This window comes from Stutzerimonas chloritidismutans (assembly GCF_020783375.1).
GTDB classification, from domain to species: Bacteria; Pseudomonadota; Gammaproteobacteria; order Pseudomonadales; family Pseudomonadaceae; genus Stutzerimonas; species Stutzerimonas kunmingensis.
The window spans coordinates 4,334,904-4,355,203 of the sequence record NZ_CP086067.1; the positions used below are offsets into that span (position 1 = coordinate 4,334,904).

A 20,300-nucleotide genomic window follows, 5' to 3' on the forward strand; every position below is an offset into this window, starting at 1 on the left:
TTTCATGCTGACAAGACTCTGGCTCTGGATCGGTCGCCTGCTGGGCCGGCTGCTGCTCGCCGCCACCGCCGTGGGCCTGGCAGGCTGGGCGATTGCCGCCGTCCACTTTCACCTCACCCATCGTGGCCCCGTCTCCAGCGGAGAAGTCATCGCGCCGAGCGAAGCGGCCGACACCCAGGCGATCATCGCCGACGCCATTGCCGTGGTGGAGCAGCACAGCGAGAACACCCGTGTGCTGCGCGACGCCCATGCCAAGGCCCACGGCTGCGTGCGCGCCGAGGTTAGCGTGCGCGCTGACCTAGAGCCGACGCTGCGCCAGGGCGTTTTCAGCGAACCGGGCAAGACCTGGCAGGCCTGGGTGCGACTGTCCAACGGCAACGCCTATCCGCAGTTCGACCGCATCCGGGACGCGCGTGGTATGGCGATCAAGCTGCTCGACGTGCCGGGGGAAAAGCTCAGCCGCGACCCGCGCCACGCCAGTGAGCAGGACTTCGTGATGTTCAACCACCCGGTGTTCTTCGTCCGCGACGTTGCCGAATACCGCAGCAACTTCGCCGCCCAGGCGCAGGGCAAGAAGGCGCTGGCGTTCTTCCCGAGCGTTGATCCGCGCAGCTGGGAGCTGCGCCATCTGTTTATCGCGTTGCAGACCCTGGCGCCTGCACCGCAAAGCCCGGTTGCCACCACCTACAGCTCGGTGGCGCCCTACAAGTTCGGCCCGCATAACATCAAGTACCGGGTCATCCCGACGCCGGAGAACTGCCCGACCTACCAGCTGCCCGAGCAGAACCGCGACCTGCCGAATTTCCTGCGCAGTGCGCTCTACCAGCAGCTGTCCCTCGACCGCGCGCCCGCCTGCTTCGCCCTGCAGGTGCAGCGGCAGAACGCCGAGCACTACATGCCCATTGAGGACACCAGCATCGAGTGGGACGAAGCCATCGCGCCATTCGAGACGGTCGCCGACATCCGCCTGCCGCCGCAGGACTTCGACAGCCCCGAGCAGAATCTCGCCTGCGACAACCTCAGCTTCAACCCCTGGCACGCACTGCCGGAGCATCGCCCCATCGGCGGCATCAATCGGCTGCGCAAGGCGGTGTACGAGGCGATCAGCAGCTATCGGCTCGAGCGTAACGGCGCACTTTGACGCGACCGTCGTGGTTCATCCGCCGGCCGTTGCCGACCACGGGCCACCCGGTCCTGTCTTGCCGGGCAGAGCCCTGCTAGCATCAATCGGGACTCCATCGCCCGACATAGGCACCCGTTTGCAGAAGATGAGCGCCACCCTGTCCTCGTCTCCCGGTTCGGTGACCCTCGATCCAGGGGCTTCACCATTGCGGGCGCACATCGTCGGTGACTGGACCCTCGCCCATTACGCAGCGCTGCGTCGTGAGGTGCAGCGGCTCAGGGCGCGGATCGACGAGCGCAGCCAGATCGAGCTGAGCGGGCTGGGTGCACTGGATACGGCAGGCGCCGGCCTGCTGGTGGAACTGCTGGGACCCGAGCGGATCGCCGCCATTGAAGCCTGGGCGCCGCAATTGCCGGCCGAACGCCTGGCGCTGCTGCGCACCGTTGCCAGCGCCCTGGATCAACCGGATGCCGCCGAGCCGCCGCGTGGCTATGCCTTCGGCGACATACTGGCCCACGTCGGTCGCACCGTCGCTGCGGTATGGAAGCAGCAGCGCATGCTGCTCGGCTTTATCGGCCTGACCCTGCAGACGCTGCTGCTGACCCTGCCGCGACCGCGGCGCTGGCGGCTGACCTCACTGGCCGTGCATATCGAACAGACCGGGCTGGACGCGGTGCCGATCGTCGCATTGCTGACCTTTCTGGTCGGCGCGGTGGTGGCCTTTCTCGGCGCGACCGTGCTCGCCGACTTCGGGGCGACTATCTACACCGTCAATCTGGTGGGCTTTTCCTTCCTGCGCGAGTTCGGCGTGCTGCTGGCGGCGATCCTGCTCGCCGGACGCAGCGCCAGCGCCTTTGCCGCGCAGATCGGCTCGATGAAATCCAATGAAGAGATCGACGCGATCCGCACCCTCGGCCTGAGCCCGATCGAGCTGCTGGTGCTGCCACGGGTGCTGGCGATGCTGATCACGCTGCCGATCCTGACCTTCGTCGGCATGCTCAGCGGCATCGCCGGCGGGCTGGTGGTGTGCGTGCTGGCGCTGGACATCTCGCCGACGATGTTCTTCAACATCATGGCGCGCGATATCGCCGTCAGCCATTTCCTGGTCGGGCTGGGCAAGGCCCCGGTATTCGCCTTCATCATCGCGGTGATCGGCTGTCTGGAAGGCTTCAAGGTCAGCGGCAGTGCGCAGTCGGTGGGCGAGCACACCACCTCCAGCGTGGTCCAGGCAATCTTCATGGTGATCCTGCTGGACGCCATCGCCGCGCTGTTCTTCATGGAGATGGGTTGGTGACGAGCAACGACTCGCTGATTCAGGTACGCGGACTGGTCAATCGTTTTGGCAGCCAGACCGTGCACGAGAATCTCGACCTGGACATCCGCCGTGGCGAGATTCTCGGCGTGGTCGGCGGTTCTGGCACCGGCAAGTCGGTGTTGCTGCGCAGCATCGTCGGCCTGCGCCGGCCCAACGCCGGCAGCGTAACGGTATTTGGCGAGAACCTGCTGGAACTGTCGGCCGAGCGCCGCTCACAGCTGGAACGACGCTTCGGCGTGCTGTTCCAGCGTGGCGCACTGTTCACCTCGCTGAATCTGCAGGAGAACGTCGCCCTGCCGCTGATCGAGCACGCCGGCCTCGAACGCAAGGATGCCGAGCACCTGGCGCGGCTGAAGCTGGCGCTGGCCGGCCTACCGGCGGACGCCACCTGCAAGTACCCCGACGAGCTGTCCGGCGGCATGATCAAACGCGCCGCCCTGGCGCGCGCGCTGGCGCTGGACCCGGAAGTACTGTTTCTCGACGAGCCCACCGCCGGCCTCGACCCCATCGGCGCGGCAGCCTTCGACCAGCTGATCCTGACCCTGCGAGACGCGCTGGGCCTCAGCGTGTTTCTGGTGACCCACGATCTGGATACGCTCTATACCATCTGCGACCGGGTCGCCGTGCTGTCGCGCAAGCGCGTGCTGGTGGCCGATCGCCTGGAGGTGGTGGAAGCCACCGACGACGCCTGGATTCGCGACTACTTCCACGGCCCACGTGGCCGGGCGGCTCAACAGGCTGCCGACTTGCAGGAGAACTGACATGGAAACCCGCGCCCATCACGTGCTGATCGGCCTGTTCACCGTCCTGGCAGTCGGCGGCGCCCTGCTGTTCGCCCTCTGGCTGGGTAAGTCGAGCATGGATCGCGAATACAACTATTACGAGATCAGCTTCAATCGCGCGGTCAGCGGGCTGTCCAACGGCAGCTCTGTGGAGTACAGCGGCATCAAGGTCGGCGACGTCGAAGCGCTGTGGCTCGAGCCGGACGACCCGCGCAAGGTGCGGGCGCGCATCCGCGTCTATTCCGGCACGCCGATCAAGCAGGACACCCGCGCCCGCCTGGCGCTGGCCAACATCACCGGCAGCATGATCATCCAGCTGCACAGCGGCACGCCGCAGAGTCCGCCGCTGGAGGGCAAGCGCGGCGAGCCGCCGCTGATCATCGCCGACCCATCGCCGCTGAGCGCGCTGCTGGAGAACGGCGAAGACCTGATGACCAACATCAACAACCTGCTGCGCAGCGCCAACCTGATGCTCTCCGAAGACAATGCCGGTCGCATCGGTCGCACCCTGGCCAATCTGGAGCAGGCGACCAGCGTGCTGGCCGAACAGCGTGGCGATCTGAGCGAAGCGTTGACCCAGCTCGCCCAACTGGGCCAGCGGACCAACACTGCGCTGGAGGAAATCACCCGCCTGACCCAGAACGCCAACGGCCTGATCGACGATGAAGGACGCCAACTGCTGAGCAGCGCGGGTGAATCGATGGGCGCGCTGGAGCGTGCCACCTCGCGCTTGGACTCGCTGCTGTCCGACAACCAGGGCGCGCTGAACAACGGCCTGCAAGGCTTCAGCGATCTGGGCCCGGCGATCAACGAACTGCGCGGCACCCTCGGCGCGCTGCGTCGCGTCACCCAGCGCCTCGAAGACAATCCGAGCGGTTTCCTCCTCGGCCGCGAGAAGATTCAGGAGTTCACCCCATGAGCCGCCTAGCGCTGTTCCGCCCCCTCGCCCTCGCGACGCTGTTCGGCACGCTTTCGGCCTGCACCTTGCTGCCCGACGCCGAACCAATCCGGGTGTTTCTGCTGCCGACCGGCGACGTGCCGGCAAATCAGTCCACTGGCACCTTGCGCCAGGCACTGCGTATTCATACCCCCCATGCAAGCCGCATCCTTGCCGGGCCACGCATCGCCGTGGTGCCGAACGGCAACCAGATCAGCAGCTATCAGGGCGCGCGCTGGGGCGATGCGGCACCGACGCTACTGCGCGACCGCTTGGTCGAGCAGTTCAGGCAAGGCGGGCAGGCAGCGGCAGTGAGCAACGAGGAAAGCAACCTGTTCGCCGAGCTGGAGCTGTTCAGCGATCTGAGGGCGTTTCAAAGCGAGTACATCGACGGCCGCCCTCATGTGCGGATCCGTCTCGACGCGCAGCTCGCCTCGACCGCTGACCAGCGGATTCTCGCCAGCCGCCGCTTCGACATTCTCCAGCCCGCCCACAGCCCACAACTGGAAAGCGTCGTAGATGCCTTCGCCCAGGCCAGCGACGAGCTGAGTCAGCAGTTGCAAGGCTGGGTCGTGGCGGTAGCAAAAAGCCATCCCGCGCAGTGAAAACCGGCGAAAAAGTCGATTAAAGGCGCTGAACCGCAGTTTTATTGACTCAGGCTAAGCGTAACCTTCAGGGCAATCGCTTAGCATGCGAACTATCGCTTCACGTAAGGAACGCCCATGAAAGCGCCAGCCCAGAAAAATCTTCGACGGGTGCTGTTCGCGCTCGTCGCGCTCGTGGTAATCGGCCTGCTGGCATGGTCGGAGTTGCGCACGGATGGCTTGGGCGAGGGCTTTGCCAGCGGCAACGGCCGGATCGAGGCCACCGAGATCGATGTGGCGACCAAGCTCGGTGGGCGCATCCGCGAGATCACCGTCGACGAGGGCGACTTCGTCCAGCCGGGCCAGGTCATCGCGCGCATGGATACCGAAGTGCTCGACGCCCAGCTCAACCAGGCCCGCGCCCAGGTGCGCCAGGCGGAAAACGCCATCCTCACCGCCCAGGCGCTGGTCACCCAGCGCGAGAGCGAGAAGGCCACCGCCGAGGCAGTGGTATTGCAGCGGCGCGCCGAACTGACCGCGGCGCAGAAACGCCACCAGCGCACCGCTACCCTCGTCGGCCGCAACGCCCTGCCGCGCCAGCAGTTGGACGACGACCTCGCCGCCATGCAAAGCGCGCAGGCTGCGCTGGCTGCTTCGCGCTCGCAGGTGCTCTCGGCCGATGCCGGCATCGCCGCCGCCAGGTCCCAGGTCATCGAAGCGCAATCTGCGCTGGAGGCGGCACAGGCCAGCGTGGTGCGGCTGCAGGCGGACATCACGGATAGCGAACTGAAGACCGATCGCGTGGCGCGCGTGCAGTACCGCGTGGCGCAACCGGGCGAGGTACTCGGCGCCGGCGGCAAGCTGCTCAATCTGGTCGACCTGGCCGACGTCTACATGACCTTCTTCCTCCCCGAGCGCCAGGCCGGCCGGGTGGCGATGGGCAGCGAGGTGCGCCTGGTGATCGATGCGGCGCCACAGTACGTGATTCCCGCCAAGGTCACTTATGTCGCCAGCGTCGCGCAGTTCACGCCGAAGACAGTGGAAACCGAGAGCGAGCGCGAGAAGCTGATGTTCCGGGTCAAGGCGCGGATCGACCCGGAACTCCTGAGAAAACATATGGAGCAGGTCAAGACCGGGCTGCCCGGAATGGCCTATCTGAAGCTTGACGCTGACGCCGAATGGCCGGCGCACCTGCAGATCAATGTCGGCCAATGAACCAGTCCCCTGCCCCGGTCGCCGAGATCAGCGGAGTCAGCCTGCAGTACGGCAAGACCCGCGCGCTGGACAACCTCAGCCTGTCGCTGCCGGCGCGCTGCATGGTCGGCCTGATCGGCCCGGACGGGGTCGGCAAGTCGAGCCTGCTGGCGCTGATCGCCGGTGCGCGCAAGCTGCAACAGGGCCATGTGCAGGTACTCGACGGCGACATGGGCGATGCCGGCCACCGCCGCGCGGTCTGCCCGCGCATCGCCTACATGCCCCAGGGGCTGGGCAAGAACCTCTACCCTACGCTGACGGTGTTCGAGAACCTCGAGTTCTTCGGCCGGCTGTTCGGCCAGGACGCCGAAGAGCGCCACTGGCGCATCGCCGAATTGACCCGCAGCACGGGCCTCGCGCCGTTCGTCGAGCGCCCGGCGGGAAAGCTCTCCGGCGGCATGAAGCAGAAGCTCGGCCTCTGCTGCGCGCTGATCCACGACCCCGACCTGCTGATCCTCGACGAGCCCACCACCGGCGTCGACCCGCTGTCGCGCGCGCAATTCTGGGAGCTGATCGAGCGCATCCGTTCCGAGCGCCCGCAGATGAGCGTACTGGTCGCCACCGCCTACATGGATGAGGCGCAACGTTTCGATCACCTGGTGGCGATGGACGCCGGCCAGGTGCTGGCCACCGGCACACCGGCCGAGCTCCTGGCGCGCACCGGCAGCGACTCGCTGGAGCAAGCCTTTATCCGCCTCCTGCCGGAAGCCAAGCGCAGCCAGCATCGCGAACTGGTCATTCCGCCACAGCCGCACAGTGACAGCATTGCCATCGAGGCCCACGGGCTGACCATGCGCTTCGGCGATTTCGTCGCGGTGGACCAGGTCAATTTCCGCATCTCCCGCGGCGAAATATTCGGCTTTCTAGGCTCCAACGGCTGCGGCAAGACCACCACCATGAAGATGCTCACCGGCCTGCTGCCGGCCAGCGAGGGCGAGGCGCTGCTGTTCGGCAAACCGGTGGACCCGCACGACATGCAGACCCGCCAACGCGTCGGCTACATGTCCCAGGCCTTCTCGCTGTACAGCGAGCTGACGGTGCGGCAGAACCTCGACCTGCATGCACGACTGTTTCACCTGCCGGCCGAAAGGCGCGGGCCGCGCGTGCAGGAGATGCTCACCCGCTTCGACCTCACCGGCGATGCCGATAGCCTGCCGAGCAGCCTGCCGCTGGGCGTGCGCCAGCGCCTGTCGCTGGCCGTGGCGTTGATCCACAACCCGGAAATCCTCATCCTCGACGAGCCCACCTCCGGGGTCGATCCGGTGGCCCGCGATGGCTTCTGGGAGTTGCTGGTGCAGCTGTCGCGCGAGGACGGCGTGACCATCTTCATCTCCACCCACTTCATGAACGAGGCATTGCGCTGCGACCGCATATCGCTGATGCATGCCGGACGGGTGCTCGATAGCGACACGCCGCAGGCGCTGATGGCCAAGCGCGGCCTGCCGACGCTGGAAGAGACCTTCATCGCCTACCTTGAAGAGGCCGCCGCCGCACATGCCGCCGACCAGCCGGCAGCGACAACCGCCGCAACGGGAAATCCCACCCAGCCGACAGGCAATAGCGGCCGCCCGGCCCGCTTCAGCATGCGCCGCCTGCTCAGCTACACCCGCCGCGAAGCCATGGAGCTGCGCCGCGACCCGATTCGGGCGACGCTGGCGATGCTCGGCAGCGTGCTGCTGATGTTCATCATGGGCTACGGGGTCAGCTTCGACGTGGAGAACCTGACCTACGCCGTGCTCGACCGCGACCAGACCACCACCAGCCAGCACTACCTGCTGAACATGGCCGGCTCGCGCTACTTCATCGAGCAGGCGCCGCTGGCCAGCCATGCCGAGCTCGATCAGCGCATGCGCAGCAACGACATCAGCCTGGCCGTGGAGATTCCGCCGAATTTCGGCCGCGACCTCAAGCGCGGCGCCGTGCCGCAAGTCGCGTTCTGGATCGATGGCGCCATGCCGATGCGCGCCGACACCATCAAGGGCTATGTGCAAGGCATCCACCTGAGTTACCTGCAGCAGCTGGCCCGCGAGGCGGGCGTCGACGGGCAGCTGGCACCGGCTGACGTGGCCATTCGTTATCGCTACAACCCGGACGTGCAGAGCCTGCCAGCCATGGCACCGGCGATGATCCCGCTGCTCCTGATGATGATCCCGGCGATGCTCACCGCCCTCGGCGTGGTGCGCGAAAAGGAACTGGGCTCGATCACCAATTTCTACGTCACGCCGACCACCCGCCTGGAATTCCTGCTCGGCAAGCAACTGCCCTATATCGCTCTGGGCATGTTCAATTTCGCCACCCTGGCGCTGCTGGCGGTGTTCGTCTTCGGTATTCCGATCAAGGGCAGCATCCTCACCCTCTGCCTTGGCGCGCTGCTCTACGTCACCTGCGCCACCGGCCTGGGCCTGCTGATGTCGTCGATCCTGAACAGCCAGATCGCGGCGATCTTCGGCACCACAATCGTCACCCTGCTGCCGGCCATCCAGTTCTCCGGACTGATCCACCCGGTTTCGGCGATGGAGGGCGCCGGCGCGTTCATCGGCAAGCTCTACCCGACCAGCCACTTCCTGATCATCAGCCGCGGGGTATTCTCCAAGTCGCTCGGGCTGGCCGAGCTGTACCCCTATTTCATTCCCATGCTGCTGGCGATCCCGCTGCTGACCCTGCTCAGCGTCGCCGGCCTGCGCAAGCAGGAGAAATGACATGGGCGGCCTGCGACGCAAACTCGGCAACATCTTCCAGCTCGGCCTCAAGGAGCTGCGCAGCCTCTACCGCGACCCGGCGATGCTGGTGCTGATCATCTATTCGTTCACCCTGGCCATCTACGAAGGTGCCACCGCTGTGCCTGAGGCACCGCACCGGGCGAGCATCGCGGTGGTCGACGAGGATCGCTCGCAAGCCTCACTGCGCATCATCAACGCCTTTCAACTGCCCTATTTCATCGAGCCGAAAGCGATCAGCCTGCAGGAAATGGACAGCGGCATGGACGATGGCCTCTACACCTTCACCCTGAACATTCCGCCGCGCTTCCAGCAGGACCTGCTCGCCGGCCGCCAGCCGACCATCCAGCTCAACGTCGATGCCACCCAGGTCAGCCAGGCGTTCACCGGCGCCGGGCATATCCAGCAGATCATCGCCAGCGAGACCGCCGAGTTCGTCCGTCGCTACCGCAGCAGCGACGCACTGCCGGTCGAAGCGGTGGTGCGCACCGCGTTCAACCCCAACCTCAGCCGCGCCTGGTTCGGCGCGGTGAACGAGGTGATCAACCAGATCACCATGCTGGCGATCATCCTTACCGGCGCGGCGCTGATCCGCGAACGCGAGCACGGCACCATCGAACACCTACTGGTGATGCCGGTGACCCCATTCGAAATCATGCTCGGCAAGGTCTGGGCGATGGGCCTGGTGGTGCTGGCCGCAGCGGCGTTCGCCCTGCGCTTCGTGGTGGAAGGCTGGCTGGATATTCCGATTCAGGGTTCGCTGTGGCTGTTCGCCGGCGGCGCGGCGCTGCACCTGTTCGCCGCCACCTCCATGGGCATCTTCTTCGGCACGGTGGCGCGCTCCATGCCGCAGCTGGGCCTGCTGGTGATCCTCACGCTGATCCCGCTGCAAATCCTCTCCGGCGGGGTGACGCCGCGCGAGAGCATGCCCGAGCTGGTGCAGAACATCATGCTGGTGGCGCCCACCACGCATTTCGTCGAACTGGCGCAGGCGATCCTGTTCCGCAGCGCCGGCCCGTCCATCGTCTGGCCACAGCTGCTCGCGCTGGGCGTGATCGGTACGGTGTTCTTTCTTGGCGCGCTATCGCGACTACGGGTGTCGTTGCGCTAGCGGCTACGCTTCCTTCAATACGCTCGCGTCGCCAGGCCAACCGCTCTAGCCCAGAGCTTTATGGCATCACGCCAGCATCCTGTGTTTATGTTGGTAACTACACGGTTACCCAACGCCCCGAAGCGCTCGGGAATTTTTGTATCAGTGGCCGGTCTATCGTGCCGACATGCTAAGAGCCTGACGCTCGACAGCGCGCCAAGGAAGCCCCATCACTATGCGCATTCTCGTTACTGGCGGAGCCGGATTCATCGGCTCCGCACTGATCCGCCATCTCATTCTCGATACCGAGCACAGCGTGCTCAACCTGGACAAACTGACCTATGCCGGCAACCTGGAGTCACTGGCAGCCGTGGAAGACAACCCGCGCTATCAGTTCATCCAGGCCGACATCGCCGATCGTGAGCGGGTCAGCGAGGCGCTGCTGGAGTTCCAGCCGGACGCCATCATGCATCTGGCCGCCGAGTCCCACGTCGACCGCTCCATCGACGGCCCGGCCGAATTCATCCAGACCAACATCGTCGGCACCTATCAACTGCTCGAGGCCACCCGCGCCTACTGGCAGAGCCTGCCGGTCGAGCGGCGCGAGGCCTTCCGCTTCCACCACATTTCCACCGACGAGGTCTACGGCGACCTGCATGGCGTCGACGACCTGTTCACCGAGACCACACCCTACGCGCCCAGCTCGCCCTACTCGGCCAGCAAGGCCTCGTCGGATCACCTGGTCCGCGCCTGGCAGCGTACCTACGGGCTGCCGGTGCTGATCACCAACTGCTCGAACAACTATGGCCCGTATCACTTCCCCGAGAAGCTGATCCCGCTGGTGATCCTCAATGCCCTCGATGGCAAGCCACTGCCGGTCTACGGCGATGGCTCGCAGATCCGCGATTGGCTGTTCGTCGAGGATCACGCCCGCGCGTTGTTCAAGGTGGTCAGCGAAGGTGTGGTCGGCGAGACCTACAACATCGGCGGCCACAATGAGCAGAAGAACATCGAGGTAGTGCGCGGTATCTGCGCACTGCTGGAAGAGCTGGCGCCGAGCAAGCCTGCCGGGCTTGCTCGCTATGAAGACCTGATCACCTTCGTCAAGGATCGCCCGGGCCACGACCTGCGCTACGCCATCGACGCCAGCAAGATCGAGCGTGAACTCGGCTGGGTGCCGCAGGAAACCTTCCAGACCGGCCTGCGCAAGACCGTGCAGTGGTACCTGGAAAACCTCGAATGGTGCCGTCGTGTTCAGGACGGCAGCTATCAACGCGAGCGCCTTGGCGCCCTGGAGAACGCATGAAAGGAATCATCCTCGCCGGAGGCTCCGGCACCCGTCTGCACCCCATCACCCTTGGCGTATCCAAGCAGCTCTTGCCGATCTACGACAAGCCGATGGCCTACTACCCGATTTCGGTGCTGATGCTCGCTGGCATCCGCGACATCCTGCTGATTTCCACCCCGCAGGACCTGCCTCAGTACAAGAACCTGCTGGGCGACGGTAGCCAGTTCGGGGTCAACTTCAGCTATGCCGAGCAGCCCTCGCCGGATGGCCTGGCCCAGGCGTTCCTGATCGGTGAAGAGTTCATCGGTGACGATTCGGTGTGCCTGATCCTCGGCGACAACATCTTCCACGGCCAGCACTTCACCGAGAAGCTGCAGCGCGCCGCCGCCCAGCCAAGCGGCGCTACCGTATTCGGCTACTGGGTCAAGGACCCGGAGCGCTTCGGCGTCATCGACTTCGATGAGAGCGGCAAGGCACTGTCCATCGAAGAGAAGCCGAAGAAGCCGAAGTCCAGCTACGCGGTGACCGGCCTGTACTTCTACGACAACGACGTCATCGAGATCGCCAAGTCGATCAAGCCCTCGCCACGCGGCGAGCTGGAGATAACCGACGTCAACATGGCCTACCTCGAACGTGGCGACCTCAACGTCGAGCGCTTCGGCCGTGGCTTCGCCTGGCTCGACACCGGTACCCACGACAGCCTGCTGGAAGCCTCGCAGTATGTGCAGACCATCGAGCATCGCCAGGGTCTGAAGGTCGCCTGTCTGGAAGAGATCGCCTACCAGAACAAGTGGATCGATCGCGAGCAGCTGCTGCGCCGCGCCGACGCTCTGGGCAAGACCGGTTACGGGCAGTACCTGTTCAAACTGGCGGGTGAAGACGCATGAAGGTCGTCGAAACCAGCATTCCCGACGTACTGATCATCGAGCCCAAGGTCTTCGGCGACGAACGCGGTTTCTTCTACGAGAGCTTCAACGCGGCCGCTTTCGAAGCGGCCACGGGGCTCAAGCGCCAGTTCGTCCAGGACAACCACTCCAAGTCCCAGCGCGGCGTGCTGCGCGGTCTGCACTACCAGATCCAGCAGCCGCAGGGGAAACTGGTGCGCGTGGTGGCCGGCGAGGTGTTCGACGTCGCTGTCGATCTGCGCAAGAGCTCACCGAGCTTCGGTCGCTGGTTCGGCACTCACCTGAGTGCGCAGAACCAGCACCAGCTGTGGATCCCCGAAGGTTTCGCGCATGGCTTCGTGGTGCTCAGCGAAACTGCCGAGTTCCTTTACAAGACCACCGACTACTACGCGCCGGAGCATGAGCGCAGCCTGTTGTGGAACGATCCGGAGCTCGGCATCGAATGGCCGTTCGACGAAGCACCACAACTGTCCGCGAAGGACCAGGCTGGCAAGCGCCTCAGCGATGCGGAGCTGTTTCCATGAAAATCCTGATCACCGGCAGCAAGGGGCAACTCGCCCGTGAGCTGCAGTTGGAGCTGGCGGGCGCCGGCAAGCTGCTGGCGCTTGGGCACAACGCACTGGACCTGTCCGACTCGGATCAGGTTCGCGAACAAGTACGCCTGTTGCGGCCGGATCTGATCATCAATGCGGCGGCCTACACCGCCGTCGATCCGGCGGAAAGCCACCGTGAACTGGCCTTCGCGGTCAACGCACGCGGGCCACAGGTGCTCGCCGAAGAGGCTGCACGTCTTGGCGTGCCGCTGATCCACTATTCCACCGACTATGTGTTCGACGGTCGCAAGGCCGAACCCTACTGCGAAGCGGACGTACCGCAACCGCTTAGCGTCTACGGCGCGAGCAAGCTGGCCGGCGAACAAGCGATTCAGGCGGTCGGCGGCGAATACCTGATCCTGCGTACCAGCTGGGTTTACTCGCAGCACGGCAAGAACTTCCTGCTGACCATGCAGCGCCTGCTGCAGGAGCGCGATGCGCTGTCAGTGGTCAGCGACGAGATCGGCGCGCCGACCTGGGCCGCCACCATCGCCCGCACCACGGCAGAAATGGTACGCAAGCGAAGTGCAGGCGAAGCGGGCCCCAGCGGTCTGTATCACCTCACCGCCAGCGGCGAGACCTCCTGGTACGGCTTCGCCTGCAGCATTGCCGAGCAGCTTCGCCAGCAGGGCCGCCTGCGCGCCGAGATCACGCCGATCCTGTCCAAGGACTACCCGACCGCCGCCCAGCGTCCGCTCAATTCCCGCCTGAACTGCGCACGCCTGCAACAGGACTGGGGCATCCGCCTGCCGGACTGGGAAACCGCGCTGCACGAATGTATTGCCCAATCCCGGCACTTCGATGCGGCGAACGCGCCCCAGACCGCTGCAGCCGGTCGCTGAGGCAACAGCGGCTAGGCCTCACGGCTGCCTCTGCCACTCTGCTCCGATCCGGCCAGCTCGATAAGCGACGCTGAACGCCGGCACGCTCTGCGTGCATAATGCGCCCGACATCCAGGCGCCCACGCATGACTGCACTGCATCCACCCCGCCGCCCTCGCTGGCGCAACCTCGCCCTGCTGGCCTTGCTGCTTGCGCCTCTGCTCTGGCCGCTGCAGCAGCTCGCCGAGCGCTACTACCGCAACGAGCTGACCGAGCAGAATCGTCAGACCCTCGACCTCTACGTCGCCAACCTGCTCGGCACGCTGAACCGCTACGAGGTGCTGCCGCGCATCCTCGGCGACCTGCCGGCTTTGCGCGCCGTCCTGCAGCAGGCCGAAGCGCCGGCCGTGCGGGACAATGCCAATCGCCTGCTCAAACGCCTGCGCAACCAGACCGGGGCCGACGTGATCTATCTGATGAACACGGACGGCAATACCCTGGCGGCCTCCAACTGGGACGAGGAAGACAGCTTCGTCGACCGCAACTTCGCCTTCCGCCCCTATTTCCGCCAGGCCATGGAAGGTCGCCTGGGGCGTTTCTTCGGCCTAGGCACCACCTCCGGCAAGCGCGGTTACTACTTCGGCGCCGCCGTGCGCGACGAGCGCGGCATCCTCGGCGTGCTGGTGGTCAAGGTCGACCTCGACCATACCGAGACGCTCTGGGGCAACACCCCGGAGCAGCTGCTGGTGACCGACAACTTCGGCGTGGTGATTCTCACCTCGCGCCCGGAATGGCGTTTCCGCGCGACCCGCGGGCTGGGCGTCGACGAGCGCGAACAGATCGCCTTCGATCAGCCCTATCCAACCCTCTATCCGCAGGACCTGACGCTGGACATCGATGCCTGGCTGATCCAGAGCCGTGAGCTCAAGGAGACCGGCTGGACGGTGCGCATCCTCGCGCCGATCAACCTGATCGAGCGACCGGTGCGCACCGTGGTCGCCATCGGCGCCGCCACACTGCTGGCGCTGCTGCTCTGGATCGGCCTGCTGATGCAGCGCCGCCGGCACTTCATCGAACGTCTGGCGCTGGACAGCCAGGCGCGCCAGCAGCTCGAACAGCGCGTGCTGGAACGCACGCGCGACCTGGAAGCGCTGAACAGCCGGCTCAAGGTCGAGGTACTGGAGCGCGAGCAGGCGCAGCAGGAACTGGTGCGCGCCCAGGACGAACTGCTGCAGGCCGGCAAGCTGTCGGCGCTGGGCACCATGTCGGCGAGCATCAGCCACGAACTCAATCAGCCGCTGGCGGCGATCCGCAGCTATGCCGACAACGCCGGGGTGCTGCTCGACCAGCAGCGCAACGCCGAAGCCCGCGACAACCTGCGGCTGATCAGTGAACTGACCGCGCGCATGGCGTCGATCATCGCCCACCTGCGCGCCTTCGCCCGTCGCGACCAGCACGCGCCGGAGCGGGTCGCGCTGCAGCCGGCGCTGGACGACGCCCTGGCCCTGCTCGCCAAGCGCCGCCAGGCCATGGGCGTGGAGCTGATCCGCGACCTGCCGGAGGCCACCCTGTGGGTGCAGGCCGGCGAGACGCGGCTGCGGCAGATCCTCGCCAACCTGCTGGCCAACGCCCTCGATGCGCTGGCCGAGCGGCCGCAACCGCGACGCATCTGGCTGCGCGCCGAACAGCAGGGTGACGGCGTGTTGCTCAGCCTGCGCGACAACGGCCCCGGCTTCAGCGAGGAAGCGCTGCAGCGAGCCCGCGAGCCGTTCTTCACCACCAAGACCAGCGCGCAGGGGCTGGGCCTCGGCCTGGCGATCTGCGATACCCTCACCCGCGCCCTGGGCGGTGAGCTGCGCATGAGCAACCATCCCGAAGGTGGCGCGCAGCTCGGCCTGTTTCTGCGCTGCGCCGAGCCCGGCGTCGCCTTCCCCACCGAGGACCATTTTCAATGAGCAGTGACCAGCCGATCAGCGCCCAGGCGCAGGTGCTGCTGATCGACGACGATCCGCACCTGCGTCAGGCATTGAGCCAGACCCTCGACCTGGCCGGTCTCAAGGTCGTCAGCCTGGGCGATGCCCGCGACCTGGCCGCGCGGCTGCCAGCGGACTGGCCAGGCGTGGTGGTCAGCGACATTCGCATGCCCGGCATCGATGGCTTGGAGCTGCTGCAACAACTGCGCACGCGCGACAGCGAGATGCCGGTGATCCTCATCACCGGGCACGGTGATATTCAGCTGGCGGTGCAGGCGATGCGCGCCGGCGCTTACGATTTCCTGGAAAAACCCTTCCCCAGCGAAGCGCTGCTGGACAGCGTGCGTCGTGCCCTGGCGCTACGCCAACTGGTACTGGACAACCGCTCCCTGCGCCTGGCCCTGGCCGACCGGCAGCAGCTCTCGGCGCGCCTGCTCGGACAATCCCAGGCGATGCTGCGTCTGCGCGAACAGATCGGCGCGCTGGCCGGGACCCAGGCCGATGTACTGATTCTCGGCGAAACAGGCGCCGGCAAGGAGGTGGTCGCCCGGGCGCTGCACGACCTGTCCAGCCGGCGCAGCGGCCCCTTCGTCGCGATCAACGCCGGGGCGCTCGCCGAATCGGTGGTGGAAAGCGAACTGTTCGGCCACGAGCCGGGCGCCTTCACCGGCGCGCAGAAGCGGCGCATCGGCAAGTTCGAATTCGCCAACGGCGGCACGCTGTTCCTCGACGAGATCGAGAGCATGAGCCTGGATGTGCAGGTCAAGCTGCTGCGCCTACTGCAGGAGCGGGTGGTCGAACGGCTCGGCGGCAACCAGTCGATCGCCCTGGATATCCGGGTCATCGCCGCGACCAAGGAGGACCTGCGGGTGGCCGCGGATCAGGGCCGGTTCCGTGCCGACCTGTATTACCGGCTCAACGTCGCGCCGCTGCGAATTCCGTCGCTGCGCGAGCGCAACGAGGACATCCTGCTGTTGTTCCAGCATTTCGCCGAAGCCGCCGCCCAGCGCCATGGCCTGCCAATCCGCGAGCTGCAGCCGGAACAACGCGCTGCACTGCTACGTCACGCCTGGCCGGGCAACGTGCGCGAGCTGCAGAACACCGCCGAGCGCTTCGCCCTGGGCCTTGGCCTGGGGCTCGACCAGTCGGCCGGCGAACCGGCTGCCGGGATAGCCGGAGGTGGCAATCTGAGCGAGCAGGTCGAGGCCTTCGAGCGCGCACTGATCGCCGATGAGCTGAATCGCCCGCATGGCTCGCTGCGCAGCGTCGCCGAAGCCCTGGGCCTGCCACGCAAGACGCTGCACGACAAGCTGCGCAAGCACGGGCTGAGTTTTACCGATGCTGGCGGAAGCTCGCCCGATGAAAACGACTAGATGGCGGAAATCCGCCATCTTCGATGCTGACCAGGGGTCGAACTCGCCGGCACAGACCACGGCACGTGCGTGGCCCGCGCCAGCACCGGCGATCCCGCGCAAAGGTGCGACCTAGACGCGCTTGTTGGCAATTGGCCATTCAAACCTTCATCTATTGCTGGGTAAACTCGCTGCCCTCAGGCGGCTCTGCCAGCTCTTGGCACAGGCATTGCTCCTGAAACTCAATGAACCGGACGGAACGAGTCGCGATAGAGCATCGCACCCGGGCTTCAGCGCCTAGACTTGTCCAGCTGGTTACTGCCGGGATGCCGTGTGGCCTCCCACCCACAACAAGAGGAAACATCAATGTTCAAACTGACTGCCAAGGCGCTGGCATGCGCCCTGTCGCTGAGCATCGCTGGTCTGGCCCACGCGGCTGACCCGATCACCATCAAGTTCTCCCACGTGGTCGCCGAAAACACGCCGAAAGGCCAGGGCGCCCTGATGTTCAAGAAACTGGTGGAAGAGCGTCTGGCCGGCAAGGTCGAGGTACAGGTTTACCCGAACTCCTCGCTGTTCGGTGATGGCAAGGAAATGGAAGCCCTGCTGCTGGGTGACGTTCAGCTGATCGCTCCGTCGCTGGCCAAGTTCGAACACTACTCCAAGGGCGTTCAGGTCTATGACCTGCCGTTCCTGTTCGACGACATCGCGGCAGTCGACCGCTTCCAGAAGAGCGAGGCTGGCCAGGGCCTGCTGCGTTCCATGGAAGACAAGAACATCACCGGCCTGGGCTACTGGCACAACGGCATGAAGCAGCTGTCGGCCAACAAGGAACTGCGTGAGCCGAAAGACGCGCGCGGCCTGAAGTTCCGCGTACAGGCTTCTGCAGTGCTGGACGAGCAGTTCAAGGCGCTGCGCGCCAACCCGCGCAAGATGAGCTTCGCCGAGGTTTACCAGGGCCTGCAGACCGGCGTGGTCAACGGTGCCGAGAACCCCTACTCGAACATCTACTCGCAGAAGATGCACGAAGTGCAGAAGCACATCACCGAGTCCGACCATGGCCTGCTGGACTACATGCTGATCACCAACACCAAGTTCTGGGACGGCCTGCCTGCCGATGTACGTGGCGAGCTGCAAAAGATCGTGGAAGAAGTCACTGTTGAAGTGAACAAGCAAGCCGACGCCCTGAACCAGAAGGCCAAGGCTGACATTCTTGCCGCCGGCACCACCGAAATTCTGGTGCTGACCCCGGAAGAGCGTGCCAAGTGGCGCGAAGCCATGAAGCCGGTGTGGAAGAAGTTCGAAGGCGAAATCGGTGCAGACCTGATCAAGGCCGCCGAAGCTGCCAACCAGGCTAAATAAGCCTTTGCCGGGGGGCGGACACCCCGCCCCTTTGCTGCACCACCCAGTGATACCCGACAGCTCAGTGAAAAAACAAAGCAGCTAGCGAAGACGAAGCCCGCACCAAGGGCAGACAGGTCAGGCCAAGGCGATCCCGGGCCCAGCCGCTTCGATGGCGACAACAAGAGTTTTTCATTGCTCTGTCTCCCAGCCTGCCCCGGCTGGTTCACGGCGCACCTCCGTGCTGCCTTCGATACAACAAGCAGTCCATCGGGAGATGTCATCCATGAACGCCCTCTGGCGCGTCTGGGACCACTTCGAGGAAGGTTTCATCGCCTTTCTGTTGGCCGCCATGACACTGGTGACCTTCGTCTACGTGATCCTCAACAACCTCTACACACTTTTCTACGACCTGGGCGACCGGTTCGAGGGAAGCGCCGACTTCTGGTTCGCCATCGGTGACTTCATCATCGGCCTGGCCCAGTCCATGACCTGGAGCACCGCGCTGACCAAGGCGCTGTTCGCCTGGCTGATCTTCTCCGGCCTCGCCTATGGCGTGCGCACCGCCGGCCACATCGGCGTCGATGCACTGGTGAAGCTGGCGCCGCGACACATCCAGCGCGTCATCGGCATCATCGCCTGCCTGCTCTGCCTGGGTTACGCCGGTCTGCTGACCGTGGCCAGCTTCGAATGGATCCAGGCGCTGTTCGTTGCCAACATCGGCGCGGAAGACCTGGGCCATGTCGGCGTCAAGCAGTGGCACATCGGCATGATCGTGCCGTTCGGCTTCGCCATGGTGTTCATCCGTTTCGCCGAAATCTTCGTGCGTATCCTGCGCAACGAGCAGACCGGCCTCGGCCTCGCCGATGAAGCGGCCGATGCGCTCAAGCACGGCGAAGAGGAGCCCAAGTAATGACCATCCTGTTCCTGTTCGTCGCCCTCTTCGTGCTGATGTTCATCGGCGTGCCGGTGGCCGTATCCCTCGGTCTGGCCGGTTCGCTGACCATCATGATCTTCAGCCAGGACTCGGTGCGCTCGCTGGCGATCAAGCTGTTCGAGACCTCCGAGCACTACACCCTGCTGGCGATCCCGTTCTTCCTCCTGGCCGGCGCCTTCATGACCACCGGCGGCGTGGCGCGTCGCCTGATCGACTTCGCCAACGCCTGTGTCGGCCACATCCGTGGCGGGCTGGCGATCGGTGCGGTGCTGGCGTGCATGCTCTTCGCAGCGCTGTCCGGCTCGTCGCCAGCCACCGTGGCCGCGGTGGGTTCCATCGCCATCGCCGGCATGGTGCGCTCCGGTTATCCGCAGGCCTTCGGCGCTGGCATCGTCTGTAACGCTGGTACCCTGGGCATCCTGATCCCGCCGTCGGTGGTCATGGTGGTCTACGCCGCGGCTACCGAGACCTCGGTCGGCAAGCTGTTCATGGCCGGTGTCGTGCCGGGCATCCTGCTCGGCGTTGCGCTGATGGTGGCGATCTACATCATCGCGGTGAAGAAGAACTTGCCGGCACTGCCGCGCGCCAGCTTCCGCGAGTGGCTGTCCGCCGCGCGCAAGGCGGTCTGGGGCCTGCTGCTGATGGTAGTCATCCTCGGCGGCATCTACTCGGGCATGTTCACGCCCACTGAAGCGGCGGCCGTCGCGGCGGTGTATTCGGCCTTCGTCGCGATCTTCGTCTACAAGGACCTCAAGCTGCGCGAATGCCCGAAGGTACTGCTGGAGTCGGGCAAGCTGAGCATCATGCTGATGTTCATCATCGCCAACGCCATGCTCTTCGCCCACGTGCTGACCACCGAGCAGATTCCGCAGGCGATCACTGCCTGGGTCATCGAGGCAGGTCTGCAGCCGTGGATGTTCCTGCTGGTGGTGAACATCGTGCTGCTGGTGGCCGGCGCCTTCATGGAGCCGTCGGCGATCATCCTGATCCTGGCGCCGATCCTGTTCCCGATTGCCATACAGCTGGGCATCGACCCGATCCACCTTGGCATCATCATGGTGGTGAACATGGAGATCGGATTGATAACGCCACCGGTGGGCTTGAACCTGTTCGTGGCCTCCGCGGTGACGGGCATGCCGGTGACCCAGGTGATCCGCGCAGTGCTGCCATGGCTGGCACTGATGCTGAGCTTCCTGGTGGTGATCACCTATGTGCCGTCGATCTCTCTGGCGCTGCCGAACATGCTCGGCATGTAGCCCGAAGCAGAAACTTCCCTTTAGCCCGGCCT

The 20,300-nt window shown here is 65.2% G+C and carries 17 protein-coding genes; all 17 read left to right on the forward strand.

The window, feature by feature from the left end:
* Window positions 1–4 precede the first annotated feature (4 nt).
* The 17 genes from LLJ08_RS20365 to dctM all read left to right on the forward strand — a co-directional run bounded on the left by LLJ08_RS20365 (window position 5) and on the right by dctM (window position 20,268).
* Window positions 5–1,141 carry a catalase family protein gene (locus LLJ08_RS20365; RefSeq protein WP_228207830.1) on the forward strand — a complete coding sequence of 379 codons (1,137 nt, stop codon included), beginning with the start codon at window positions 5–7 and terminating at the stop codon, window positions 1,139–1,141.
* 127 nt (window positions 1,142–1,268) lie between these two features.
* On the forward strand, window positions 1,269–2,417 hold the full coding sequence (locus LLJ08_RS20370; RefSeq protein ID WP_031297882.1) for an MlaE family ABC transporter permease: 1,149 nt from the start codon (window positions 1,269–1,271) through the stop codon (window positions 2,415–2,417).
* Window positions 2,414–3,199 (forward strand): ABC transporter ATP-binding protein, encoded by a 786-nt coding sequence (locus tag LLJ08_RS20375; protein WP_228207831.1) that lies wholly within the window; start codon window positions 2,414–2,416, stop codon window positions 3,197–3,199. Before LLJ08_RS20370 ends, LLJ08_RS20375 begins: the two co-directional genes overlap by 4 nt.
* Window position 3,200: 1 nt before the next feature.
* Entirely contained in the window at window positions 3,201–4,139 is a 939-nt protein-coding gene (locus tag LLJ08_RS20380; protein WP_041015484.1) for an MlaD family protein, read from the forward strand.
* Window positions 4,136–4,762 (forward strand): ABC-type transport auxiliary lipoprotein family protein, encoded by a 627-nt coding sequence (locus LLJ08_RS20385; RefSeq protein ID WP_228207832.1) that lies wholly within the window; start codon window positions 4,136–4,138, stop codon window positions 4,760–4,762. Before LLJ08_RS20380 ends, LLJ08_RS20385 begins: the two co-directional genes overlap by 4 nt.
* Before the next feature lie 117 nt (window positions 4,763–4,879).
* On the forward strand, window positions 4,880–5,956 hold the full coding sequence (locus LLJ08_RS20390; protein WP_101276551.1) for an HlyD family secretion protein: 1,077 nt from the start codon (window positions 4,880–4,882) through the stop codon (window positions 5,954–5,956).
* Window positions 5,953–8,694: a ribosome-associated ATPase/putative transporter RbbA gene (rbbA, locus tag LLJ08_RS20395; protein WP_228207833.1), complete on the forward strand. Its 2,742-nt coding sequence runs from the start codon at window positions 5,953–5,955 to the stop codon at window positions 8,692–8,694. The genes LLJ08_RS20390 and rbbA overlap by 4 nt, the downstream gene beginning before the upstream one ends.
* A 1-nt stretch (window position 8,695) precedes the next feature.
* The gene (locus LLJ08_RS20400) at window positions 8,696–9,823 is read left to right on the forward strand and encodes an ABC transporter permease (protein WP_228207834.1); all 1,128 of its coding nucleotides are present in this window, start codon (window positions 8,696–8,698) and stop codon (window positions 9,821–9,823) included.
* A 214-nt stretch (window positions 9,824–10,037) separates the two neighbouring features.
* Complete coding sequence (rfbB, locus tag LLJ08_RS20405; RefSeq protein WP_228207835.1) at window positions 10,038–11,108, forward strand: dTDP-glucose 4,6-dehydratase; 1,071 nt, start codon at window positions 10,038–10,040, stop codon at window positions 11,106–11,108.
* Window positions 11,105–11,977 (forward strand): glucose-1-phosphate thymidylyltransferase RfbA, encoded by an 873-nt coding sequence (gene rfbA, locus LLJ08_RS20410; RefSeq protein ID WP_014822145.1) that lies wholly within the window; start codon window positions 11,105–11,107, stop codon window positions 11,975–11,977. The genes rfbB and rfbA overlap by 4 nt, the downstream gene beginning before the upstream one ends.
* Window positions 11,974–12,519, forward strand: a complete 546-nt coding sequence (rfbC, locus tag LLJ08_RS20415) for a dTDP-4-dehydrorhamnose 3,5-epimerase (protein WP_023445790.1) — start codon at window positions 11,974–11,976, stop codon at window positions 12,517–12,519. Before rfbA ends, rfbC begins: the two co-directional genes overlap by 4 nt.
* Complete coding sequence (gene rfbD / locus LLJ08_RS20420; RefSeq protein ID WP_101276559.1) at window positions 12,516–13,430, forward strand: dTDP-4-dehydrorhamnose reductase; 915 nt, start codon at window positions 12,516–12,518, stop codon at window positions 13,428–13,430. The genes rfbC and rfbD overlap by 4 nt, the downstream gene beginning before the upstream one ends.
* Window positions 13,431–13,555: 125 nt before the next feature.
* A complete protein-coding gene (locus tag LLJ08_RS20425) occupies window positions 13,556–15,364 on the forward strand; it encodes a sensor histidine kinase (protein ID WP_228207836.1) in 1,809 nt (602 codons plus the stop codon).
* On the forward strand, window positions 15,361–16,755 hold the full coding sequence (locus tag LLJ08_RS20430) for a sigma-54-dependent transcriptional regulator (RefSeq protein ID WP_228207837.1): 1,395 nt from the start codon (window positions 15,361–15,363) through the stop codon (window positions 16,753–16,755). Before LLJ08_RS20425 ends, LLJ08_RS20430 begins: the two co-directional genes overlap by 4 nt.
* Before the next feature lie 345 nt (window positions 16,756–17,100).
* Window positions 17,101–18,096 (forward strand): C4-dicarboxylate TRAP substrate-binding protein DctP, encoded by a 996-nt coding sequence (gene dctP / locus LLJ08_RS20435; RefSeq protein ID WP_228207838.1) that lies wholly within the window; start codon window positions 17,101–17,103, stop codon window positions 18,094–18,096.
* Between the two features lie 265 nt (window positions 18,097–18,361).
* Window positions 18,362–18,988, forward strand: coding sequence for a TRAP transporter small permease (locus tag LLJ08_RS20440; protein WP_023445785.1), 627 nt, complete (start codon window positions 18,362–18,364; stop codon window positions 18,986–18,988).
* Window positions 18,988–20,268, forward strand: coding sequence for a C4-dicarboxylate TRAP transporter large permease protein DctM (gene dctM, locus LLJ08_RS20445; RefSeq protein WP_228207839.1), 1,281 nt, complete (start codon window positions 18,988–18,990; stop codon window positions 20,266–20,268). The genes LLJ08_RS20440 and dctM overlap by 1 nt, the downstream gene beginning before the upstream one ends.
* Window positions 20,269–20,300: the final 32 nt, after the last annotated feature.